Genomic DNA, 21,738 nt, shown 5'->3' on the forward strand with positions numbered 1-21,738 from the left:
GTGCTCAGGGGAGGCGGTAGCGGGAGACGAAGTCCCAGATCACGGCGTTGGCGTCGATGTCGTAGGTGGTGCCGCCGAGGAACGGGCCGAGGAAGGGCGTCCCGCCGGGCCAGTTATGACCGCCGCCCTTGATCTGGTAGAGCGTGACGGGGCCGTCCGCCGGGCAGTCGGGATGGTCATGGCGGACGACGGTGGTGTTGTCGTCGGGAGCGGTGTCGGGCAGGTTCGTCGGGACGGTCCTGGTGCCGCAGCCGTTGTTGCGCGTCCAGAAGTCGAGCGCGGGCTGGACCGTCGCGTAGGAGACGAGGGGGTCGCCGTCCCCGTGGATCAGGACGATCGGAACATGGCGTCCGGGACGGCAGGCACCGGGGTCGCTGAGCTGGCCGGACACTGGTACGAAAGCGGCGAACCGATCGTTGTCGCAGGCCATCTTGCTGGTGAAGAAGCCGCCGTTGCTCATGCCGGACGCGTACAGGCGCCTGGGGTCGGCGTTGAACCGCTCGACCAGGATGTCCTGCAGCCGCCTGACGAAGCCGGGATCGTCGACGTCCGGGCTCGGCGTCCCGGCCGGGACGCCCTGCCAGCCCACGCCGTAGTGCTCGGGGGTGATCATGATGAAGCCGCGGCTCTGCGCGTAGTCGGCCATGCGGCCGAAGAACTCGGCGGCGCCCGGCGTCTCGAACAGCCCGGGGAAATGGAACAGCACCGGACGCGGAGAACCGTCGTAGTCGTCGGGCAGCCGGAGGATGGCGTTCCTGGCCTGTCCGGCGTGGGTGATGCGAACGGCGTGGTCGCCCGGGTCGGGACGGCGGTCCTCGACCGTGAACGAGACCCGCCGGCCGGACGCCGCGCCGCCGCGCCGGACGGTCCCGCTCCCCTCCCACTTCACCGTGGCCTCACCGGGAACCGCGACCTGGCCGCTGACGTTCGCGGACACCTCCACGCCCGCGCCGGGATCCTTGAGGGTGAACGTCCCCTTCATCCCGAAGCGTTCGCGAACGATGTCGAAGGAAACGTTCGCGGTACCGCCTTCGGCGCCCGGAAGCGTCCCCGCCCCCTGGATCTTGTTGGTCTCGTAGGACGCGACATTGTCCAGGACGGCGATGGCCCCCGAGGACAGCTCACCCGTCAGGGAGTAGGCCGGTGACCCGGCCGCGGTGACGGTCACACGATCTGCGGCGGGTGGGGCGGCGTGAGCCGTTCCTGCGGGGACGGCGCTCAAGGCCGTCCCCGTCAGCAGCATGGCGCCAAGGCCGCGCCGCACCGCGGCGAACTGGGAGTCCACAGCGGGTCCCTCCTGTGAAATACCGACAGGGCCGTGAAGGCGAAGTCGCGCCACAGTAAGCCCCGCCTGCAGCAACGACCACTCACAGATCGAACACATTCGCCCACCTTTTTTGACACCCCCCGACAACGAATCCTCATACGTCCATGTAGGCCCCATCGCGAGCGTGGAGATCAGCCCTCTTGAGATCAGAGAAGGCCCCCAGATTTTTGAGCCTCGCGACCGAGAACATCGGCCTGGTCCGGGGCCCGCTGTGCGCAGGCCGTCACAAGCGTCACGGGTCGTCGACGACGATGCCGCGTGCCACCAGTTCGAGGGTGAGAAAGGCGGCGATCGACTCGATGGCCAGCAGCGCGATCAGGACGAACAGCTGGACCGCCCCTGCGGCGACGGGGGACGCGCCGCCGAGCATCATCCCGACGAACGCTCCGGGCAGGGTGACCAGGCCGACGGTGCGCGTCTGGTCGATCGCGGGCACGAGCGCGGTGGCGGCCTTGTCCCGGGCGATGAGCAGGCGCGCCTCACGGTCGGCCAGGCCGAGTGACAGCGCGGCCTCGACCTCGCCGAAACGCTGGGCCAGCTCGTCCAGGGCGCGGCGGCCGGACAGATAGGTGGCGGTGAGCGCGCCGCCGATGAGGATGCCGGCGATGGGGATCACGCTGATGCCCCTGGGCGGCAGCAGGCCTGTGACCAGCAGAAGGACCAGGACGGGGGCGACGCCCGCGCCGATGGGCAGGGCCGCCCACCACCACGTCGGACCCTTGGTGAGCCGGCGGCCGCTGGTGCGCACCGCGACCGCGTACATCAGCATCACGAACAGGGCGACAAGCGATGTGTACCGGACGACCGCGCCGATGATCAGCGAGACGGCGGCGAGCTGGACGGCTGCGCGCAACCCAGCGGACAGAACAGCGCGGGTATGCCCAAGGCGGCCGAAATGGCAGACCACCACGGCCACCGCCAGCAGGACCACCATGGCCACGCCAAGGATGAGGTTGACGGGAAGCAGGCTCGTCCCAGATGAGACCGCCCGCACATGCTGGGTCATTCGCGCAGCGTACGGCCACTCGGTGCGCAAGACGGCCGCGGTCCGCGTCCGCGCCGCAGGACCACATCGCCGTCATGCACCCGCTGCTGGAGTGCGGCCGCGACGACCTCGTGCGCGCCCTCCTGGACGACCATGCCCGGCTTCCGCGCGGCAGCTTCTTCTGGGAGGCGGAATGGCTGGTGTACCTGCCGCGCACCGGCCGCCTCGACCTGGCCCGCGAGTTCCAGGGCCTGCCCGGATGGGACGTCCCGTACGAAGTGCTGACGGTCCTCCCTCGGCGGCGTTCGGCGCGATCTGGCTCCTCTACACCGGCTTCAGCCGTCCTCCCTTCTGACCGACGTCGGGGGTGTACCGCTCGGAGACCCGGTCTCGTGCGGTCGTTGACGCAGTTCTCGGCGGAGGATCTTGCCGGTGGCGCTCTTCGGAAGATCCTCTTTGATCTGGAAACCGGTCGGCGCCTTGTAGACGGCGAGGCGCTCGCGGCAGAACGCGCGCAGTTCGTCCGCGGTCACGGAGGTCCCGGGGCGAAGGCTGACGAAGGCGTGGACGGTCTCGCCGCGGTAGGAGTCGGGCACGCCGATGACGGCCGCCTCCCGCACGGCGGGGTGCTCGTACAGCACGTCCTCGACCTCGCGCGGCCAGATCTTGTAGCCGGCGGCCACGATCATGTCCTTCTTGCGGTCGACGAGGTAGATCCAGCCGGCCTCGTCCATGAAGCCGACGTCACCGGTGAGCAGGACGCCGTCCGGGAACGATGCCCGGGTCTGTTCGGGGTTGCGCCAGTATCCCGCCGCGACCTGCGGGCCCGTGGTCGCCAACTCGCCGATCTCGCCCGCCGGGAGGGGCCGCCCCTCCTCATCGCGGATCTCGACGTGGACGCCGGGGAGCGGGACGCCGATCGCGAGGGCGCCGGACGCCTTGTCCACCGGGGCCGTCGTGCCGAGCGGGACGGCCACGAGCGCCGAGGTGCTCTCCGTCAGCCCGTAGGCGTTGTGGATGTAGGTGCCGAAGGCTTCGGCGAACGCCTGCACCGTGGGCGCCGGGACGGGGGCGCCGCCGCTGAGGATCTTGGACAGCGAGCCGAGGTCGCGTCGGCGGGCGGTGGGCTCGTTGAGCAGCGCGATGAAAGCGGTGATCGAACCGATGGTGAAGGTGGGCCTGTGACGTTCGACGAGGGCGGTGGTCGTCGCGGCGTCGAACCGGTGGGTCAGGACGAGCGGCAGCCCGGCGCCGAGACCGAGTGCCAGGTGCATCGCGAGCCCGGTGATGTGGAACAGCGGGGCGACGGTGAGGATCGAGTCGCCTTCGCCGAGGCCGATCCAGGCGCTGCAGGCGGCGACCTGGTAGGCGAGGTTGCGATGGGTGTTGATCGCGCCCTTCGCCGGGCCCGTCGTACCGGAGGTGTAACTGAGCAGCGCGGCGTCATCGGGGGCGGGGGCGGCGGTCCGGGGCGCACCGCCCTGGTCGAGGATCGCGAGGATGTCGTCCTCCTCGTCCTGCGGCCAGGAGCCGGGCAGGTCGCCGGCGAACGCGCCTTCGCGGGAGTACAGGACGTGCTCGGGGGCACCGTCCGAGGGCAGGGCCGCGACCGTCGCCCGCGCGGCGGGGTGGACGATCAGGACGCGGGCACCCGAGTCGGCGAGCAGGTGGGCCAGCTCCCGCGCCTTGTACATCGGGTTGACCGGCACGACGATCGCGCCGAGCTTCCACACGGCGAGCACGGCCAGCACGCAGACGGGCGTGTTCTGCAACGCGACGGCGACCCGGTCGCCGCGGCCGACGCCGCGGCGTTCGAGTCCCGCCGCGAGCGCGTCGCTCAGCCGGTCGGTCGCGGCGCGATCGAGGGTGGCGCCGTAGTAGTGGAGTTGCGGCGCATCCGGCCGCTCGGCCGCGTGGCGCCGGAACAGCCGCACCACGGTTTCGGACCCCACGTCGATTCTTCCGGGGACGCCCTCGCCGTACAGGGACTGCCAGGGCGGGCTCACGCGGTCACCCCCTTCGACTCGGGACGCGATTCCTCGTCGATGCCCAGATGCCGTGCGATGGTGTCCGGGGTCCGCTCCAGTTCCTCCGGCGTGCCCTGGGCGACGATCACGCCCCGCTGGATGAGGCAGACGTGGTCGGCCATCGGGAAGGCGAGGGCGGCGTTCTGCTCGACCAGGAGCATGGTCATGCCCGCGGCCCGGATCGCGCTGATCGCCGAGAAGACGGTGTCCACCATGGCGGGGGACAGGCCCATCGACGGCTCGTCCAGCAGCAGGACGGACGGGGCGGTCATCAGGGCGCGGCCGATCGCCAGCATCTGCTGTTCACCGCCGGACATCAGCGCGGCGGTCTGGGAACGGCGTTCGGCCAGGCGCGGGAACAGGTCGTACACCTCGTCGACGAGGGCGGTGCGGTGCCGCCCGCGCGCATAGGCCGACAGGTCCAGGTTCTCCTGGACGCTGAGGCAGCCGACGACCATCCGGCCTTCGGGAACGAGCGCCATCCCCCGTCGGGCGACCCGGTGGGCGGGCATCCCGGTGACGTCCGCGCCGTCGAACAGGACGCGCCCGCCCGACGGCCGGAGCAGCCCGCCGATCGCGCCCATCGTGCTCGACTTCCCGGCGCCGTTCGCGCCGATCAGGGCTGCGACGGCGCCGCGGCCGAGCGTGATGTCGAGACCCGCGACGGCGCGGATGGGACCGTAGGTCACCTCCAGCGACTCGACGGTCAGCATGGTGTGGCCCTTCCTCTCATTTGCCGAAGTACGCCTTGCGGACTTCTGGACGGCGCAGGCACACGGCGGGGTCGTCGCAGGCGATGACCTCGCCTGAGGCCAGGACGGCGACCTGGTCGCAGACGGTCTGGATGAGTCGCATGTTGTGCTCGACGACGATGATCGTGGTGCCGTCGTCGCGCAGCCGCGTGATCAGCTCTCCGATCCCGCCCCAGTCGGCGGCGTTCATACCCGCGGTCGGCTCGTCCAGCAGGAGCAGCCGGGGGCGCGAGACCAGGGCTCGCGCGATCTCCAGGCGTCGCTGGTCGCCGTAGGGGAGGGTCTCGGCGAGCCGGTCGGCCGCGTCACGCAGGCCGACGGAGGCGAGCACGTCGAGTGACCGTTCCCGCAGGTCGCGGAGTTCGGCGCGGGCGCGCGGCGTCCCGGCGAGGCCGCGCACGCTGTCCACGCGCCGGTGCCGGAAGGAGCCCGCCAGGACCTGTTCCACGACGGTGAGGCCGCGCAGCAGCCGGATGTTCTGGAACGTCCGGGCGACGCCCTTCCGGGCGAGCGCGGCCGCCCGGAGATGGTGGCAGGAGTCGCCGAACAGCGTGATGGAGCCGGCGTCGGCGGGCATCAGGCCGCTGACGATGTTCAGCAGCGTCGTCTTCCCGGCGCCGTTCGGCCCGGCTATCCCGAAGACGGTGTCGCGGGGGACGGTGAGGCCGACCGAGGTCAGCACGCTCAGCCCGCCGAACCGTTTGGCCAATCCGTCGACTTCCAGAGCGGCGTTGCCGGTCACGTTCCCACCTCCACCGGGTCGGACGACGCCTCGGACACCGGGGCCGCCGGACGCCGCCGCTCTCGCAGCCTTCGCCAGCGCAGCGGGTCCACCAGCCCGCCCGGCACCCAGATCATGATGATCAGCAGCAGGGCGCCGTTGATGATCGACTGACCCTGGCCGACGAACTGGTTGATGTACACCGGCAGCCCGGTGAAGACGACCGCGCCGATGACCGACCCGAACCAGTGGTAGGCGCCGCCGAGGACGACGCAGGCGATGACGGTGACGGCCAGGTCGATGTAGAAGGTGTCGGGGTCGATGTAGCGCAGCAGTCCTGCCTGGAGGACGCCGGCGACCCCGCCGAGGAAGCCGCTGATGACGAAGGCGGCCACCTGGACCCGGCGCACCCGGACGCCCATGGTGGCCGCGGCCGTCGGGTCCTCCCGGGTCGCCACCGCCGCGGTCCCGAACCGCGACCGGGCGAGGCGGGCCAGGAACAGGCATGCCAGCGCAAGGACGACCACGAGCTGCCACAGGTGGACCTCCACCGGCACCACCTCACCCATGGAGCCGCCTGTCAGGTCGCCCAGGTTCACCACGATCACCCGGGTGACCAGGATCAGCGCGACCGTGGCGAGGGCCAGCCAGTGCTCCGCGAGCCGGATCAGCAGGAGCCCGGCCACCGCGGCCAGCAGGCCGCCGCCGATCCCGCCGACGGCCAGCGCGGGCCACAGCCCGAGTCCGGCGGACGACATCAGGTGCGTGGCGGCGAATGCCCCGACCGCCGCGAAGCTCACGGTGGCGAAGCTGAGCAGCCCGGCCCACAGCGTCACGTACGTGCTGAGCGCCAGCAGCGCGCCGGCGAGCGCGAACTCCGTGGCGCTGGTCAGCAGTGTCAGTTGCGTTCCCATGCGCTAGGCCCTCCCGAGCTCGACGGTCCGGAACAGGCCGCGCGGCCGTGCGACCAGGACGACGAGCAGCAGACCGAACGTGATCGCGTCCTGGAAGGAGTTGGAGATGTACTGGGCCGACAGCACCTGGACGATGCCGATCATGAAGCCGCCGAACGCGGCGCCGCGCACATCGCCCATGCCGCCGAGGACGACCGCCGCGAAGCCCTGCAGGAGCAGCCCGTCGCCCAGCCCGAAGGTGAAGGTCTGGTTGTCGGCGTAGAGCACCCCGGCCAGCCCGGTCGCGGCCCCGGCCAGCGCCGCCGCGGTGAGGATGGCCGCGCGCGGGTTCACGCCGCCGAGCATGGCGGCGCCGCGGTCGTGCCCGACCGCGCGGATGGCCGTGCCCAGCCTGGTGCGCCGGAGCAGGAGATGGATCATCGTGGTCACCGCCACCGCGCAGACGACCGCGATGATCTGCGTGGTCAGCACCCGGACGCCGCCGACGTGCAGCAGGCCGTCCGGGACCGTGCCCGGCGGGAAGCCGAGCGGCGCGGCGCCGGTGGCCAGGCTGGCGACCTCGCGCAGCGCGATCCACAGCGCCACGCTGGTGATGATCGTGCCGAGCAGTTGCTCGCCGCCGCGCGAGCGAAGCGGCTGGAAGGCGACCTGGTCGACCACCACCGCCGTCAGCGCCCCCGTCGCGGTGCCGATCAGGCAGGCCGCGGCGAACGGCAGGCCGGCGTTCGCGACCGCCCAGTAGGCGACGAGCGCGCCCCAGGTGGCGTAGACGCCCTGCGCGAGGTTCAAGATCCGCATCGTTGAGAACACGACCCCGAAACCCACCGCGAACAGCGCGTACACGGCGCCCAGCGCGATTCCGTTGACGAGTTGCTGGAGGAACAGCATGGCTCAGCTCACCGGGCTCTCAGGATGCGGCCGGGCCGGACGGCGCCCATTCGGTCTGGCGGCCGTCCGCGGTCCAGGTGATGTGGACGATGCTGCTGGGCGCGTGAAGCTGGCCCTGCTGGAACTGCACCGTTCCGTAGATAGTGCCGTCGAGCTTCTTGATGTCCGACAGCGCCTTGGCCACGCTTTCTCGCGTGACGTCCTTGCCCGAATCCTTCACGGCCGTGGCCATCATGTACGCGGCCATGTAGCCCTGGGCGGCGTAGTCATCGGGATCCGTCCCGTACTTGGCCCTGTAGGTCTGAGCGAACTTCTGGCCCTGGGCGCTGGCCTTACCGGAGAAGAAGTACACCGGGAAAGGAACGTCCGCCAGCGTCTTGCCCGCGGCCTTGAACGCCCCGGGGCTGCCGATCGTCTCGGCCGACACGATCAGCCCCTTGTAGCCGCGGCTGCGCAGTGCCTTGATCAGGGAGATGGACGACTGCTGCAGCGCGGCGATGACGATGGCCTCGGGGTTCTTGGCCATGAGCTGGCCCGCCGCGCCACTGAAGTCGGTCTGGGCGGCGAGGGTGTTGACCGTCCCGAGGTCCCGGACGGCGGTGCCGGCGAAGCCCTGCTGAAAGCTCTTCAACTGGGAGACCCAGCCGGAGTTGTCCTGGGTGACCGCGTAGGCGACCGACGCGGGCTTGGCCTGCTGGGCCACCTTCTGCGCGAGGCTCTTGTTGGCGTCCTGCGGAAGGGTCGCGGTGCGGACCACGTACGGCGGGTCCTCCAGGCCGAGGTCGGTGGCGCCGTAGATGTCGAGCGGCAGCTTGGCGGCCGTCGTGATGGGCTTCACCGCGCCCGCCACCGGCGACAGGATGCAGCAGATCGCTCCCACGACGCCCTGGTCGCCCGCGAGCTGCTTCGCCTGCTCGACGGCCCGCGCCGGGGGCTCGGCCCCCTCCTTCCTCACCAGCTTGATCTTGCGTCCACCGCCGAGGTAGCCCTCCCGGTTCAGCTGGTCGATCGCGAGCTGGGTGCCGTTGCCGAACGTCTGGCCGGCGAAAGCGACGGGCCCGGTGTTCGCCGTGATGAACCCGATCTTGATCTCGCCGCTCTGCGTTCCGCCGTTGCACGCAGCGGCCGGCAGGGCGGCGGCCGCGGCGACGGCGAACGCGGCCAGCCGCCGTCGGCGGGCAATGGGTCGTGTCATGGGGTCTCCTCAGAAGGGCCGCCGAGAAGGCGGGGCTGGGAAAGAAGCGCTGGTCATGGGATGGATGGAGGCGACGGGGCCGCCGTCAGGGGACGGCCGTGAGGAAGTCCCGGTAGAGCCGGACGGTCTCCGCGACGGCCGCGGGATCCTGGTCGGGGTACCAGCAGGTCGCGGGTGTGGAGGCGAGGGTGACGCCGTCCGGTGCCGCGGAGCGCAGGGCCGGGAGGTTGTCGGCCAGCATGTCGTCGGGGCCGGCGCAGATGAGCGCCGGCACCGTGAGCGCCGGCAGCCGGTCCCGGGTGGGGTAACGGAAGGCCGCCGCGTAGCTGAGGTGGTAGGTCGGGCCGCTCTGGAGCAGGCCCACGGTCCAGTCGTGCAGTTCGCGGGCGCGCGGGACCCGCAGCGGACGGTCGGCGGCGGTGCGGTCCCGGTACCACGGCCAGAACAGGAACATGTCGTGCCGCATGCCCCACGCCCGCACGAGGTGGGAACCGAACCGGTCCGCCCGGAGGGGCGGGAGGTAGTTCTCGAGGATGTCGGAGGTGAACTCCGCCGGCAGCAGGGGCGGTGCCTCAAGGACGGCGCGCCGTACCAGGTCGGGGCGGCGCACGCACAGTTCGAGCGCGATGACCGCGCCGGTGTGGGTGCCCCACAGGTGCACCGGGCCGTCCGCGCGCCGCTCGGCGACCTCCGCCATCGCGTCGGCGAGCCGTCCGATGTCGACCCCGTCGCGCCAGGGCTTGTCCGACTCGCCGTTGCCCGGGTAGTCCGGCGCGATGACGTAAAAGTCCGGCGCGAGCCCGCGCATCAGCGGTTCGAGGAGCCGTGCGGATCCGGGCGCCGAATGGAGCGCGATCAGGGGCGGCGCCTCGGGGTCTCCGGCGACGCGCACATGGACCTGGCCCGCTGACGTGTCCAGGAAGTCGCGGCGGATCGCCGTTCCCCGGACGATGGCCGGACCTGACGGAGCCGTTGCGCACGGGGCCGCCGCGCACGATGATGCCGTCGCGGGCGACGGCTCCTCCGCCAGCGGCAGCGACCGCCGGGCGCGGTCGTGCGCAGGTGCGGAGGGCGGACCGGCCGCCGCCTGGACGGGCGCCGGGTGGCCGTGAGCCCTGGAAAGCCTGCCGGTCCACCGGACGACGGGCGTCGGGCCGGTGTTCTCGGAGTTGACCACGACGGCGGCCGGACGGGTGCCCGCGAACGGGTCCTCACCGGCACGGCACCACGTCTGCCACAGAGCGGTGAAGGCCTCCGGGTGCTCCGCGAACGCGACGACGGTCCGGTCGAGCGCGGCCGCACTGGGCGCTTCGGCCCGGCCCGGCACCGCCCTGCGCGTCGAGAACGGCGGGAACAGGTGGGAGTTCCGCACCATCTGCCACAGCCGCGACAGGTGGGTCCCGTCGGCCCGCGGCGTGAGGTCGGGCGGCGGCATCTCCCGCGCCGCCGCGAGGTAGCCCGGGTCCACCTGGACCAGTTCCCGGCAGTGCGGGACGCGTCCGGCGACGGCCGCGGCCAGGTCGCAGCTCATGTCCAGCCCGACGATGGCGTGCACGCCCAGGGCCCCGGCGACCTGCGCGAGCGCGTCGGCCGCCGGGCCGACGCCGGCCGCGGCTCCCGGAGCGGATCCCGCCACACCCGGCAGGTCGGCCACCGCCACCGGGAGTTCCGGGGCGCCGAGCGCGATCTCCTCCGCCAGGGGCCTGCCCGACCAGCGGATCCCCGGCAGGACCAGGACGCCCGGACGGTCGTCGGTGGTCCAGATCCGGATCTGGCCGTGCCCGGTGTCGACATGGCGTCCCCGCATGTCAGCGCTCCGCCGGGGCCGGCCGGCCGTGTTCGCGCAGCAGCAGGTTGAGGCTGCCGCCGGCCTCCAGGACCTTGACGACGCGGTCGCTCGGCGGGGAGCCGGCCAGTACGGTGCCGTCCGCGAGTCGCACCGTGGCCTTGCGCCAGTCCACCTCGACGGCGTCGAAGCGACGCACCGCCGCGACGATGCCCGGGACGGTCACCAGCGGCATCCCGTTGTAGGTTTCGCCGCGCCAGAACCCGGGGGAGAAGGACTCGGCGACCACAGCGCTGATGCCCGCGTTGCGCAGGGCGACCAGCGGCGGGTAGTGCGGATGCCCGTAGCCGAAGTTGCGTCCGCCCACCACCATGTCGCCGGGCCGGACCCTGTCGACGAACTCCGGGTCGAACGACCGCATGCAGACGGCGCGCAGCTTGTCCGGGTCGTAGTACTTGATGTTCTCCACACCGACGATCAGGTCGACGTCGAAGTCGTCGCCGAACACCCAGGCGACGCGTCCGCGCAGGACGTCGGGCAGGACCGGGGCCTCGGCGGCCATCACGCCATCACCTCCCGCGGGTCGGTGATCCGCCCGGCGACGGCGCTGGCCGCGACGGTGTAGGCCGAACCCATGTAGATGTCGGCGCCGGGACTGCCCATGCGCCCGGAGATGTTCAGCACGCCCGTGGAGATGCAGTTCTCGCCCTCCTGGAGCGGCTTGGCGTAGCCGAAGCAGAAGTCGCAACTGGAGATGGCCACGTCCGCGCCGGCCTCGCGCAGCACGTCCAGCAGCCCCTCCTCCTCGGCCTGCCGGTGGATGACCTCTGACGTCGGCACGACGTTGAGGCGCACGCCGGGCGCGACGCGGCGGCCGCGCAGGATCTGGGCGGCGGCCCTGATGTCCTCGATGCGGCCGCTGGCGCAGGAGCCGATGAACGCCCGCGTGATGGGCGTGCCCGCGGCGTCCTCGACACCGAGCGTGTTGGCGGCCCGCGCCGACCCGGGCAGGACGATCCGGGGCTGGAGCGCGTCGAGGTCGATGTGGTGGGTGGCGGTGTAGGACGCGTCCGGATCGCTGGTCAGCGGCTCGAACTCCTTGCGCGCGACGCTCCGGGCGTACTCCAGCGCCAGGTCGTCGGGGTTGAAGATGGCGGAGACCGCGCCCGTGAACATGGCCATCCCGCACAGGCCCTGGCGGCGGCCGATGCTCATCGCCTCCGCGCCCGGTCCGGTGAACTCCATGACCTGGTGGGCGCAACCGTCCGCGCCCACCCGGGAGATGATCTCGTGGATGAGGTCGCGGTTGTCGACGCCGGGCGCGAAGGCACCGGTGAGGTGGAAGCGCGTCGAGGCGGGCACGTCCAGGAAGATCTGACCGCTGACCCAGGCCTCCAGGAGGTCGCGGCGCACGCCCCAGCCCAGGGCTCCGAACGCGCCGAGGCCGCTGATGTGGCCGTCGAAATGGATGAGGAACGTTCCAGGCAGGGCGTAGCCCATCTCGGCCGCCACCTGGTGACCGATGCCGCGGCCCTCGTGCACGGTGATCCCGTAGAAGTCGCCCCAGCGGCGGGTGACGTCGTGCACCTCCCGTTCCCGCCCGTCGCGGTTGGACAGCATGTGGTCGATGAAGATGAGGTAGCGCTCGGGATCGTCGACCGTGGTGATGCCGAAGTCGTCGTGCATCTGCTTGAACATCAGGTCGGTGTAGCCCGGGAAGTCGTAGGCCACCATGTAGTCCGGCCGGAAGGCGTGGTTCTGCCCGGCGCGGGCGGTGCCGAGCCCGGCCGCGCGGGCGAGGATCTTCTCGGTGATGGTCTGCGCCGTGGCGGTCCGCGCGGTCGCCGCGGTGCCGGTGGCGTCGTCGAATCGCGTCATCGTGCCCCCTCAGGCTCCGGCCACGGGCAGGTACTTCTCCTGCGCCCTCTCGATGTCGGCGAAGCCGATCAGATCGACGAAGTCGTGGTGGGGGAGCGCGTCCGCGCTGACCTCGGCGGGCGGCTCACCGGACTCCAGCCGCCGGAGCGTCTCGCGCATCGCCCCCGTCGCCGACAGCAGGATCTGCGTGGGCAGCAGGGCGAGCCTCACACCGACCTCGCGCAGCACCGCGGGCGTGAAGTCCCGCTCGACCCAGGTGGACGCGGTGAGCGTGGCCATCAGCGGGACGCCGGCGCGCTCGCGGCACCGTGCCCAGTCGTCCACGCCCGCGAAGGTCTTGGTGACCGGCATGATCATCTCGGCCCCGGCGGCGGCGTAGGCCTCCGCTCGGCCGAGTGCCTCCTCGCCCGCGGTGTCCGTCCGGGCGATCACCACCAGCCGGTCGCCGACCGCGTCGCGGACGGCACGGATCTTCCCGGCGGCCTCCTCCAGGGAGATCACCGGAACCGGGTCGCCGACGCAGATCGGGCAGCGCTTCGGTGACTCCTGGTCCTCCATGAAGACCGCGGCCACCCCCGCGGCGGCGAACCGGCGGGCCGTCCGCGCGGCGTTCACGGCGTTGCCGTAGCCGGTGTCGATGTCGGCGATGACCGGCAGGTCGCTGGTCTCGATGATCCGCCGGACCGCGTCGAGGTTCTCCGACATCGTGTACAGCTCCGCGTCGGGCAGGCCGAGCGCGGCGGAGATCGCGAAGCCGGAGGCGCACAGGGCCGGGAAGCCGGCCTGCTCGGCCAGGCGCGCGCTCAGCCCGTCCCACACGCCGGGGGCGAAGACCACGTCGTCGTCCATCAGTTCACGGAGCCGCGTCGCTGTCATGCGCTCACCCTTTCCGGATAGTGAAACGGATTTCGGAGAAGACATTAGGTATGAGCTTCCTGCCTGTCAATGAGTCCTTCCTGCCGGGATCTCGACCTATGAAGGCTGGTCAAGGTGATTCGCCGCCGATGTGTTGACTGCGCCGAACCCTCGTGTGATAGTCCGTAATCCGGAACATCTTCCGAAGAGATTTGCATCGGCTGGAGGATCACATGGACACGTTCTGGCCGGGGGTCGGCGCCAACTGGGGCCGCTGGGGCGAGCGCGACGAGCGCGGAACGCTGAACCTCGTCGGCCCGGAGAAGATCCGTTCGGCCGCGGCGAGTGTGCGGAGCGGTCGCGCGATCTCTCTGGCCAGAACGCTCGACGACCGCCTGCCGGCCTACTATCCCGCAGCCGGGGACAGCGCCTTCGAGCACCGGATGATCACCTGGTGGGGCTCCAATGCGGGCGGCGACGTCCAGGCCGCGAGCGACCGGGTGAGCTCCGAGTGCCACGGCCTGGAGATCACGCACATGGACGCGCTGAGCCATATCGGGCACCGCGGCCGCGGCTACGGAGGACGCGCCTTCGCCTCGATGGCCGGTCCGGACGGCGTGGCGGAGTGCGACATCACGGCCGCCGCCCCCGTGGTGACACGCGCCGTTCTGGCCGACATCCCGCGGCTGCGCGGCGTGGACCACCTCCCGGCCGGCACCGCCGTCGGCCACGACGAACTCGCCGAGGCCGCGCCTGGTCTCGGCCCGGGCGACGCCCTCGTCGTCCGCACCGGCCGTTGGAACGCGCCAAGTCCCGCGCCCGATCCCGGCGACCGGTACGGGCACCTGTCGGGCCTGCATCCCGACGCCCTGCGCTTCGTGGCGGACCGGGACGCCGCCGTGGTCGGAACGGACGGCCCCGGGGACGCCTTCCCCGTCGCGGTCGAGCACTGCCGGCTCCCGGTGCACGTGCTCGCGCTGGTGTACCTGGGCGTCCACCTTGTGCACAGCATGGTGCTCGACGAGCTCGCCGCCGCGCTCGCCGCCGAGGACCGCACCGATTTCATGCTCGTCCTCGGACCGCTGGTGGTCCCCGGCGCGACGGGCTCCCCGATCACCCCCGTGGCCGTCCTCTGACAAGCATCCGATGCGCCCCGCGAGACCCCGCGACAGGCCCCCGGCCCGGCGACGCGTAGTGCGAACCGGGGACCTCGCACCGCAAGGGCCGGTGCATCACGTCCGAACCAGAGCCCGTGGACGCAGCCTGTCAAGGAGGCATGTGTCCGAGGGCGACTACCGCGACCGAGGGATGAACATGGAGCGCACCGTTGACTTCCTGTGCATAGGCGGCGGCCTCGGCGGCCTGGCCGGCGCCGTCCGCGCACACGACCTGGGCGCGGACGTCCTGGTCGTGGAACGATCCGACATGGTGGGCGGCGTGGCCGCCTACAGCGGCGGCTTCGTCTGGGTCGGTGCCAACGACCTCACCGGCTCGGCCGACTCGCTCGCCGCGACCGAGGCGTACCTGGACCACGTGCAGGGGCAGGGCCGTCCGGTCGATCGCCGGGCCCGGCGCGCCTACCTGGAACTGGCCGTCGAGGCGACTGGGTGGTACCGCGAGGCAGGCGTCCCGTTCGAGGTGATCCGGAACTGCCCCGACCTCTACCACCCGGCCCCCGGCTCGACCCCCGAGGGGCGGCTGCTGGAGTGCGTCGTGCCCGGCGCCACGCTCGGCCCCTGGCGCGACAGGCTGCGTCCGAGTCCCTATTACGTGACCGGGATACCCCGGAACGATCTTTACTCCGAGGGGTCGACGGACCCGAGCGAAGTCGACCGCTGGCAACGGCGCGGCGCCGACCGGGACCTGCTGACGCACGGCTCCGGGCTGTCGGCGGCCTTCATCCGCGCGGCGCTCACCGAACGCGGCATCGACTGCCTGCCCCGACACCGGGCGATCCAGCTGCTCATGGACGGCGACGCGGTCAAGGGCGCCGTCCTCGACGGACCCGACGGGCGCGTGACGGTCCGGGCGAGCCGCGGCGTGCTGATCGCCGCAGGCGGGTACGGCCACGCCCCCGACGCCTGGGAACTGGAGGACGTCCCGGCGCTCGTCGAGTCGGCCCCGCCCGTCGTCGACGGTGACAATCTGCTGCTCGCCCAGCGGGCGGGCGCCGCGACCGTCCGCGGTGCCGACCCGTTCTTCAGCGTCGGATTCCACTTTCCCGGCGAGACCCACCCGGGCGGCGACCTGCCCCTCTGCCGGCCCCTGCTGGAGCATCTCGGGCTACCGCACTCGATGATCGTCAACCGGGACGGGCGCCGGTTCGGCGACGAGGCCTACTACGGTGCACTGATCGGGGCCCTGCGGCGCTTCGACGGCCGGAGCAGGCAGTGGTCCAACTACCCCTGCTGGTTCCTGGCCGACGAGGAGTTCCGCCGGCGCTACCGGCTGGGGAGGTACGCCCCCGGCGAGCCCTGGCCGGACGAGATCGTCCGCGCGGACTCGCCGGAGGACCTCGCGCGGGCCACGGGGATTGATCCCGACGGGCTGGCCGCGACGTTCGCGTCCTTCAACAAGGGCGCGGAACGCGGTGAGGACCCGGAGTTCCACCGCGGTTCCCTGCCCTTCGTCCGCCGCGCCTATGGTGACCCCCTGCACGAGCCGAATCCGAACCTCGGACCGCTCGCCACGCCGCCGTTCTACGCTCTTCCCCTCTCGATCGTCGGCTTCGGGATGGGCACGCTCGGACTCTGGATCGACGGCAGCGCGCGCGTACGACGGCGCGACGGCGGGACGGTGCCCGGGCTCTACGCCACCGGCAACGCCGCTGCCACGAAGGAACTCAAGGGGTATGTCACCGGCCTCGCCAACGCGCGCAACTACACCTACGCCTACGCCGCCGCCACCCACGCCCTGGGCTCGTCCGCGGCCCTGGATCGATAGAATCGGAATATGGACCGGATTACGGAACGCGCAGGGAGGTCGGATGACCCCCGATGACCGGGAGGGCGTCGACCCCAAGAACGTCGTGGTGTCGGTGCTCAAGGCCTGCCAGCTCATGGAGTGCTTCACCCGGGAGAAACCGAACCTGACACTCGCCGACCTGACCGTGGCCACCGGCATGAACAAGACCACGGTCCACCGGCTGGCCGCGACGCTGATCCAGGCCGGCTGGCTGACCCGCGGCGAGGGCGCCACCTACCGGCTCACCATGCGCCCCTTCCGGGTCGGCGCCGTCGCGCTCGCCGAACTCAGCCTCCGCAGCGAGGCGGTCCCGTTTCTGCGCGGCCTGGCCGACCGGTTCGGTGACACCGCCTACCTCATGATCCCCGGTCCCGACGGCGCCGTCTGCGTCGACATCTTCCAGGGCAACAACCCGGTCCGGGTCAACACGGTCGGCGTCGGGACGGTGCTGCCGTACCACACCGCGGCGGGCCCGGTGGTGATGCTCGCCTTCTCGGACGAACTGCGGGAACGCTGGCTCGCCCGGACGCTCGACCAGTACACCTCGAACACGCTCGTCGACGCGCCGTCCCTCAAGGACCGGCTCGACAAGATCGTCCGCGACGGCTACGCGATCAGCGAGGAGGACTACCTCTACGGCGTCGGCGCCGTCGCCGCCCCCGTCTTCGACGCGCAGGGCGAACTCGTCGCGACCCTGAGCCTGGGGGGCGTCAACGACGGCTTCCGCGGCAGCCGTCTCCTGGAGATCATCGAGGCCGTCCAGTCCTCCGCCCGCGAACTGTCCAGCCGTCTGGGCCACTGAAGGACACACCGCACTCTCAACCCGTCGCTCACCCCCTGACCCCCGCATGCATGAGGAAAGGAAGACCATGGACGCCCGCTACACCGCCGTCGCCACCGCCAACGGCCGGGACGGCCGAGCCGTGACCTCTGATGGACGCCTGGACGTCTCCCTGGCCCCGCCCCGTGAGCTGGGCGGCAGCGGCGAGGGCACCAATCCCGAGCAACTCTTCGCGGCCGGCTACGCGGCCTGTTTCGCCAGCGCGCTCAGCGCGGTCGCGCGGGCCTCCCGTCACGACGTCCGTGACGTCTCGGTGACCGCCGAGGTCGGCCTCCACGGCGACACCGAGAAGGGCTTCGGCCTCGGTGTGGTCCTCCGCGTAGAACTGCCGGACGACCTCGCCGACGGCGAACAGCTCGTAGAGCGCGCCCACCAGATCTGCCCCTACTCCAACGCGACCCGAGGCAACATCCCGGTCGATTTGGTGATCGAGTAGAGCGACCGCGGATCGGGCGTCGGCCCCCGGCGGCCGGAGTCCCTCAGGACGACCTGGATGCCGCCGTCCGCCTTCCGTCGGTGCGTCGGGCGACCCATTTCGGGGTGGTCCGCCGACATAGGATTGGGGCATTCGGGGCGGACGGGGAAAGGGCGTTCTTTGGGGCTGGGCGGCGGTGCCGGGGAGATCGGTGAGTTTCCGGTGGCATTGCGGGAGAAATTCCGGCCGGTCCGGATCGAGGCGGTCGGCGCCGAGTCGGTCGTCCACCTGGCCGAGCCGCTCGGCGGCGGGTGCGCGGGCGCCGACCTGGTCGTCGTCAAGGTGCACCGGGACTCCCGGCTGGAGACCGACCAGATCGTGGTGCTGGGGCGGCTGGAGGCGACCCGGCACGTCCCCCGGATCCATGATTACGGGAACCTCGCCGTGGACGGCGCCGAGGTCGGCTGGATGGCGCAGGAGTACTGCGCGCACGGTTCGCTGGACGCGCTGATCCGGGACGCCCTCCCGCTCGGCGACGCGGAACTGCGGGCGATCGTCGCCGAACTCGCCGAATGCCTGAACTTCTGGCTGGGCGCCATGGGGTTGACGCACACGGACGTGAAACCGGCCAACATCCTGGTGCGGTCACGGAACCCCTATGAACTGCTGATCGGCGACTTCGGAGGCATAGCCCGCAATGTCCGGGTCCATGGGCGGGATCCGGGCGGGCTGCTGACCACCTGGGCCTACGCCGCGCCCGAGACCGCGCGGGGCCGCCGCGGCGCTCCGGCCGCCTGGTGGGCTCTCGGGATCATCGCCTACCAGCTCCTCCTCGGGCGGACGCCGTACGAGGGGACGCCGTCCGCGCGGGTGCGGGAGCTGCTGCGCGCCGGGCGGCGGCCCGCGCTGGACGCCGTGACCGACCCGGAGTGGCGGCGGCTGATCGACGGGCTGCTCGTCGTCGACCCGGCGCGGCGCTGGACGTACGAGCACGTGGTGGCGTGGGTCGCGGACGAGCACCGGCCGCCGCGGTTCAACGGCCGCACCTACCGGGACGTCCGGGGCCTCGCCGACGACCTGGAGCGGAACTGGCGGGACGGCGCCGCCTGGCTGGCCGGCAACGGCGGGCGGCTGGCCGACTGGCTCGTCCGGCAGGGCGCCGACCCCGCCGAGGTGCGGTACCTGCGCGGGCTGGGCGGCGACGGGGCGCGGCGGGCGCTGATCAGGCTGATCGCGCAGGTCATCCCGGACGTGACGCCGCGCTATGAGGGCCGTCCGATCGACGCACCGGGGTTGCTCGGGCTCGCCCGGGGCGGCCCCGCCGACCGGGAGCTGCTGCGAGAGGTGGTGGACGGCGGAGTGCTGGCCGACGCGGCCCGGCACCGTTGCGCGCATCCCGCCTGCCGGGGGCGCTGCGCCGTCCTGGACCGGGTGCACGCGGACGTCCCGGAGATCGTCGCCCGGGCGGAGGGCAAGCTGAGCTGGCTGCGCGGCCGGGTGCTGCGGAGCCGTCCGGGCCGCCCGCCGGCGGAGCTGCCGTCCGAGCGGGAGTGGCCGATGCTGTGGGCGTGGGCGGCGGAGCTCACGCTGCTCGCCGACGCCGCGGAGCGGGTCCGCGCGCTGGCCGCGGCCGTGCCGCGCGACGTCCCGTGGTGGCCGGACCGGCTCCGGCTCGCGGAGGCGGCCGACCCCGCCACCGTGGAGGGGCGCGCCGACCTCGTGGTGGCACAGCTCCTCGCCCCGCACGCCTGGCGCGTCGTGGGCGGGCACGGCCCGCACCGGCGCTGACCGGCCGCCACGACGGCGACCGGGAGGGTTCACAGGTACTGGCCGGGCTCCTCGGTGTCGATGCGGGGGATCAGCCCGGTGGCGCTGAACAGCGACAGCAGCGGGCGCAGCACCCGGGTCGGACGGAAGTTCCGGTGCGGGAAGACGCCCTCCTCCGGGATCGGCGGCACGCCCGACGCTGACGCGAAGTGGAGGGTGGTGGGCGAGCCGGAGTGGAACGGCGCGAGCCACAGTTCGGCGCCGTGCCGGTCCAGGAACGCGTAGGCGGCCTCGTTCTCGTCCTCGACGGTGCGCAGGTCGCCGAGCACCGTCTCGTCGTCCCGCGCGAGCCAGTGCGCGATGGTGCCGTCGAGCCCGGCCAGCATGTCGGACTTGGCGACGACGATGGCCCCGGGCGGCAGCAGGCCGTCGCGGGTCTGCCGGGTGTGCAGGAGCTGGGTGATCGCGTGCGTGAAGCCGGGGTCGGGCACCCACGGGTTCCAGTCGTCGCCGGTGCGGAGCTGCTGGCCGTCCGCGACGTAGAGGATCGCGTCGGCGAGGCTGAGGAACGGGGTGTCCTCGTACTCGTACCGGTGGTAGTGCTCGCCGGGGACGTCGAAGAACCCGACCGCGTGGGTCCGCCCGGTGTACTCGCTGGACACCCGCAGCGCGTAGACGAACTCGGCCCGCGCGGAGCGGCGGGTGGCGGGCAGGACGCGGCGCTGCTCCAGGAACGGCCGGATCCTCTCCTCGTAGAACCGCTGCCGCAGGTGCCCGTCGAGCGGCTCGATGCGCAGCTCCGGCGCGAGCATGGCCTTGCGCCGTTCGAGCTGCGCGATCATCGCGGTGAGCAGGTGGGTCTTGCCGGCCGCGCTGGCGCCGACCAGCCCGATGATGAGCGGGTCCAGGTCGCCGTAGTCGGCCGGGAGGGAGTGCGGGTCGCCGTCGCCGTGGCACTGCCGCATCGCGCCGAGGGTCCGGTGCCGCCAGCGGACCTCCGGCTCGTCCGGTGCCCGCGTCAGCACCTCCGGACCGTCGGGGGTGTTCTTGACGAGCGGGACCTCGCCGTAGTCGGACCAGTCGAGGTGGTTCAGGCAGTACGGGCAGAGCGTGCGGGCGCTCGGCTCCGGGCCGGGGTACGCCGCGGGGCCGGGCTGCCAGGGCGGGGCGATCATGTCACAACACCACCAGGAGGATGAGGACGACCAGGACGAACACCACGGGCCACACCAGCGCGGGGTGCGGTCTGCGCCTGCCGTCGTCGCCGACGCGGAACGGGAAGTCGCGGGGCAGCGAGGGGACGCCGATCCCCTGCGCGGCTCCCGGCCGTCCGGCTCCCGGCGCCGGTCCTTGTCCCGTACCCGGCCCCGGAGTGAACGGCGGCGCGGACCCTCCGGACGGGTGCGCCCTGTGTCTCCGCTGGCCGAGCCACTGCTTCTCCCTCCGGTAGTTCTCGATGGCGCGCGAGCCGGCGCCCGTCGCCGGGGGCATCGGTGGAGGCGGCGGCTTCGGCGCGGCCCGTTCCGCCGGCCGGGCGGGCCGGGCCGGCCCGGCCTGCGCCGGACGGGTGGCGTGGATCTCCACGGTCCGCGTGTCGTCGTCCTCGGGAACGTCATGCTCGGTGGGGGAGTCCTGCCCGGCGCGCACGTCCCGCTCCGTGGTGTCGCCGGAGCGGGGCCAGCCGTCCATGCGGGCCAGCACCTCCGCGGCCGTGGGGACCTCCTCGTCGAAGACGGGACGGAGCACCATGCCGAGGTCGGGGTGGTGCCGGATCAGCCAGCCCAACTCGTCCCCGTCGACGGGCCCCGCGCCGTCCGGCCCGAACGACGACTCCTCGCCCGACGCGAGCCAGAACAGCAGCCCGGCCGCCGCGCGCACGTCCCGCGCCGCCCGGAGGTCGTCCGGCTGGCCGACCGCGTTGCCGAGGTCGGCGATCTGCAGCCGCCTGCCGTCCCACAGGAGCATCCCGGGGGACAGCTCGCCCAGCGCGTAGGCGTTGTCCGAGAGCACCCGGAGCGCGGTGAACAGGTCGTGGGCCGGCTGCCGCAGCCGCTCGGCGGTGAGCGGGGACGTCTCGGTGAGCGGACGGCCGCGCCGTGTCTGCACCAGCCGGGCCGGGCCGTCGGGAGAGTCGACGTCGAAGCCGAGCAGCGTTCCGAACTGGTCGGCGCGCACGTCCTCCATGCGGAGGCCGCCCCAGACGGCGACCTCGTTGCCCAGCACGCGCTTCCCCATGGCGCCGGTGGCGACCTTGTACACGCACTCGACCTCGGCACCGCCGCCGGCGGGCCGGACCGTGCCGTAGTGGCTCTTGTAGCGGGCGCCGACCCGGCTCCCCTGGTCGAGGGTCAGCGCGAACTCGGCGCGTCCCTCGCCGGACGGCGTTTCGAGCAGTGCGATTTCGGTGGTCACCCCGTCACGTC

At 72.3% G+C, this 21,738-nt stretch carries 19 protein-coding genes; 5 read left to right on the forward strand and 14 right to left on the reverse strand.

Annotation, left to right across the window (positions count from 1 at the left end):
- Positions 1-4 precede the first annotated feature (4 nt).
- The 12 genes from AB0H37_RS17200 to AB0H37_RS17255 form a co-directional block, all read right to left on the reverse strand.
- Positions 5-1,285 carry a hypothetical protein gene (locus tag AB0H37_RS17200; RefSeq protein ID WP_360613627.1) on the reverse strand — a complete coding sequence of 427 codons (1,281 nt, stop codon included), beginning with the start codon at positions 1,283-1,285 and terminating at the stop codon, positions 5-7.
- Positions 1,286-1,559: 274 nt separating this feature from the next.
- Positions 1,560-2,333, reverse strand: a complete 774-nt coding sequence (locus AB0H37_RS17205; RefSeq protein ID WP_360613629.1) for an ABC transporter permease — start codon at positions 2,331-2,333, stop codon at positions 1,560-1,562.
- Positions 2,334-2,647: 314 nt separating this feature from the next.
- Positions 2,648-4,318: an AMP-binding protein gene (locus AB0H37_RS17210; protein WP_360613631.1), complete on the reverse strand. Its 1,671-nt coding sequence runs from the start codon at positions 4,316-4,318 to the stop codon at positions 2,648-2,650.
- On the reverse strand, positions 4,315-5,052 hold the full coding sequence (locus AB0H37_RS17215) for an ABC transporter ATP-binding protein (RefSeq protein ID WP_360613633.1): 738 nt from the start codon (positions 5,050-5,052) through the stop codon (positions 4,315-4,317). The genes AB0H37_RS17210 and AB0H37_RS17215 overlap by 4 nt, the downstream gene beginning before the upstream one ends.
- Positions 5,053-5,068: 16 nt before the next feature.
- Positions 5,069-5,833, reverse strand: coding sequence for an ABC transporter ATP-binding protein (locus AB0H37_RS17220; RefSeq protein WP_329089545.1), 765 nt, complete (start codon positions 5,831-5,833; stop codon positions 5,069-5,071).
- Entirely contained in the window at positions 5,830-6,726 is an 897-nt protein-coding gene (locus AB0H37_RS17225; protein WP_329089547.1) for a branched-chain amino acid ABC transporter permease, read from the reverse strand. The genes AB0H37_RS17220 and AB0H37_RS17225 overlap by 4 nt, the downstream gene beginning before the upstream one ends.
- A gap of 3 nt (positions 6,727-6,729) precedes the next feature.
- Complete coding sequence (locus tag AB0H37_RS17230) at positions 6,730-7,614, reverse strand: branched-chain amino acid ABC transporter permease (protein ID WP_179835563.1); 885 nt, start codon at positions 7,612-7,614, stop codon at positions 6,730-6,732.
- Positions 7,615-7,633: 19 nt separating this feature from the next.
- Positions 7,634-8,809, reverse strand: coding sequence for an ABC transporter substrate-binding protein (locus AB0H37_RS17235; protein WP_360613635.1), 1,176 nt, complete (start codon positions 8,807-8,809; stop codon positions 7,634-7,636).
- Positions 8,810-8,894: 85 nt separating this feature from the next.
- Entirely contained in the window at positions 8,895-10,616 is a 1,722-nt protein-coding gene (locus AB0H37_RS17240) for an alpha/beta hydrolase (protein ID WP_360613637.1), read from the reverse strand.
- A 1-nt stretch (position 10,617) separates the two neighbouring features.
- A complete protein-coding gene (locus AB0H37_RS17245; protein WP_360613639.1) occupies positions 10,618-11,157 on the reverse strand; it encodes a 3-isopropylmalate dehydratase in 540 nt (179 codons plus the stop codon).
- Complete coding sequence (locus AB0H37_RS17250) at positions 11,157-12,473, reverse strand: aconitase family protein (RefSeq protein ID WP_360613641.1); 1,317 nt, start codon at positions 12,471-12,473, stop codon at positions 11,157-11,159. Before AB0H37_RS17250 ends, AB0H37_RS17245 begins: the two co-directional genes overlap by 1 nt.
- A 9-nt stretch (positions 12,474-12,482) precedes the next feature.
- On the reverse strand, positions 12,483-13,349 hold the full coding sequence (locus tag AB0H37_RS17255) for an isocitrate lyase/PEP mutase family protein (protein WP_360613643.1): 867 nt from the start codon (positions 13,347-13,349) through the stop codon (positions 12,483-12,485).
- A 212-nt stretch (positions 13,350-13,561) separates the two neighbouring features.
- Here AB0H37_RS17255 and AB0H37_RS17260 point away from each other — a divergent pair, with 212 nt between their 5' ends.
- The 5 genes from AB0H37_RS17260 (at position 13,562) to AB0H37_RS17280 (ending at position 19,336) form a co-directional block, all read left to right on the forward strand.
- Positions 13,562-14,464, forward strand: a complete 903-nt coding sequence (locus AB0H37_RS17260) for a cyclase family protein (protein ID WP_360613645.1) — start codon at positions 13,562-13,564, stop codon at positions 14,462-14,464.
- 178 nt (positions 14,465-14,642) lie between these two features.
- Positions 14,643-16,271 carry an FAD-binding protein gene (locus AB0H37_RS17265; protein ID WP_360613646.1) on the forward strand — a complete coding sequence of 543 codons (1,629 nt, stop codon included), beginning with the start codon at positions 14,643-14,645 and terminating at the stop codon, positions 16,269-16,271.
- A 43-nt stretch (positions 16,272-16,314) separates the two neighbouring features.
- Complete coding sequence (locus AB0H37_RS17270; RefSeq protein WP_329089565.1) at positions 16,315-17,094, forward strand: IclR family transcriptional regulator; 780 nt, start codon at positions 16,315-16,317, stop codon at positions 17,092-17,094.
- 67 nt (positions 17,095-17,161) lie between these two features.
- On the forward strand, positions 17,162-17,569 hold the full coding sequence (locus tag AB0H37_RS17275) for an organic hydroperoxide resistance protein (RefSeq protein ID WP_179838798.1): 408 nt from the start codon (positions 17,162-17,164) through the stop codon (positions 17,567-17,569).
- Between the two features lie 201 nt (positions 17,570-17,770).
- Positions 17,771-19,336: a protein kinase gene (locus AB0H37_RS17280; RefSeq protein WP_360613649.1), complete on the forward strand. Its 1,566-nt coding sequence runs from the start codon at positions 17,771-17,773 to the stop codon at positions 19,334-19,336.
- A 29-nt stretch (positions 19,337-19,365) separates the two neighbouring features.
- On the opposite strand, the gene AB0H37_RS17285 is transcribed toward AB0H37_RS17280, so the two are convergent.
- Positions 19,366-20,490, reverse strand: coding sequence for a hypothetical protein (locus AB0H37_RS17285; RefSeq protein WP_179835554.1), 1,125 nt, complete (start codon positions 20,488-20,490; stop codon positions 19,366-19,368).
- Position 20,491: 1 nt separating this feature from the next.
- The gene (locus AB0H37_RS17290) at positions 20,492-21,727 is read right to left on the reverse strand and encodes a hypothetical protein (RefSeq protein WP_360613651.1); all 1,236 of its coding nucleotides are present in this window, start codon (positions 21,725-21,727) and stop codon (positions 20,492-20,494) included.
- Positions 21,728-21,738: the final 11 nt, after the last annotated feature.

This window comes from Actinomadura sp. NPDC023710 (assembly GCF_040639875.1).
GTDB lineage: Bacteria > Actinomycetota > Actinomycetes > Streptosporangiales > Streptosporangiaceae > Spirillospora > Spirillospora citrea.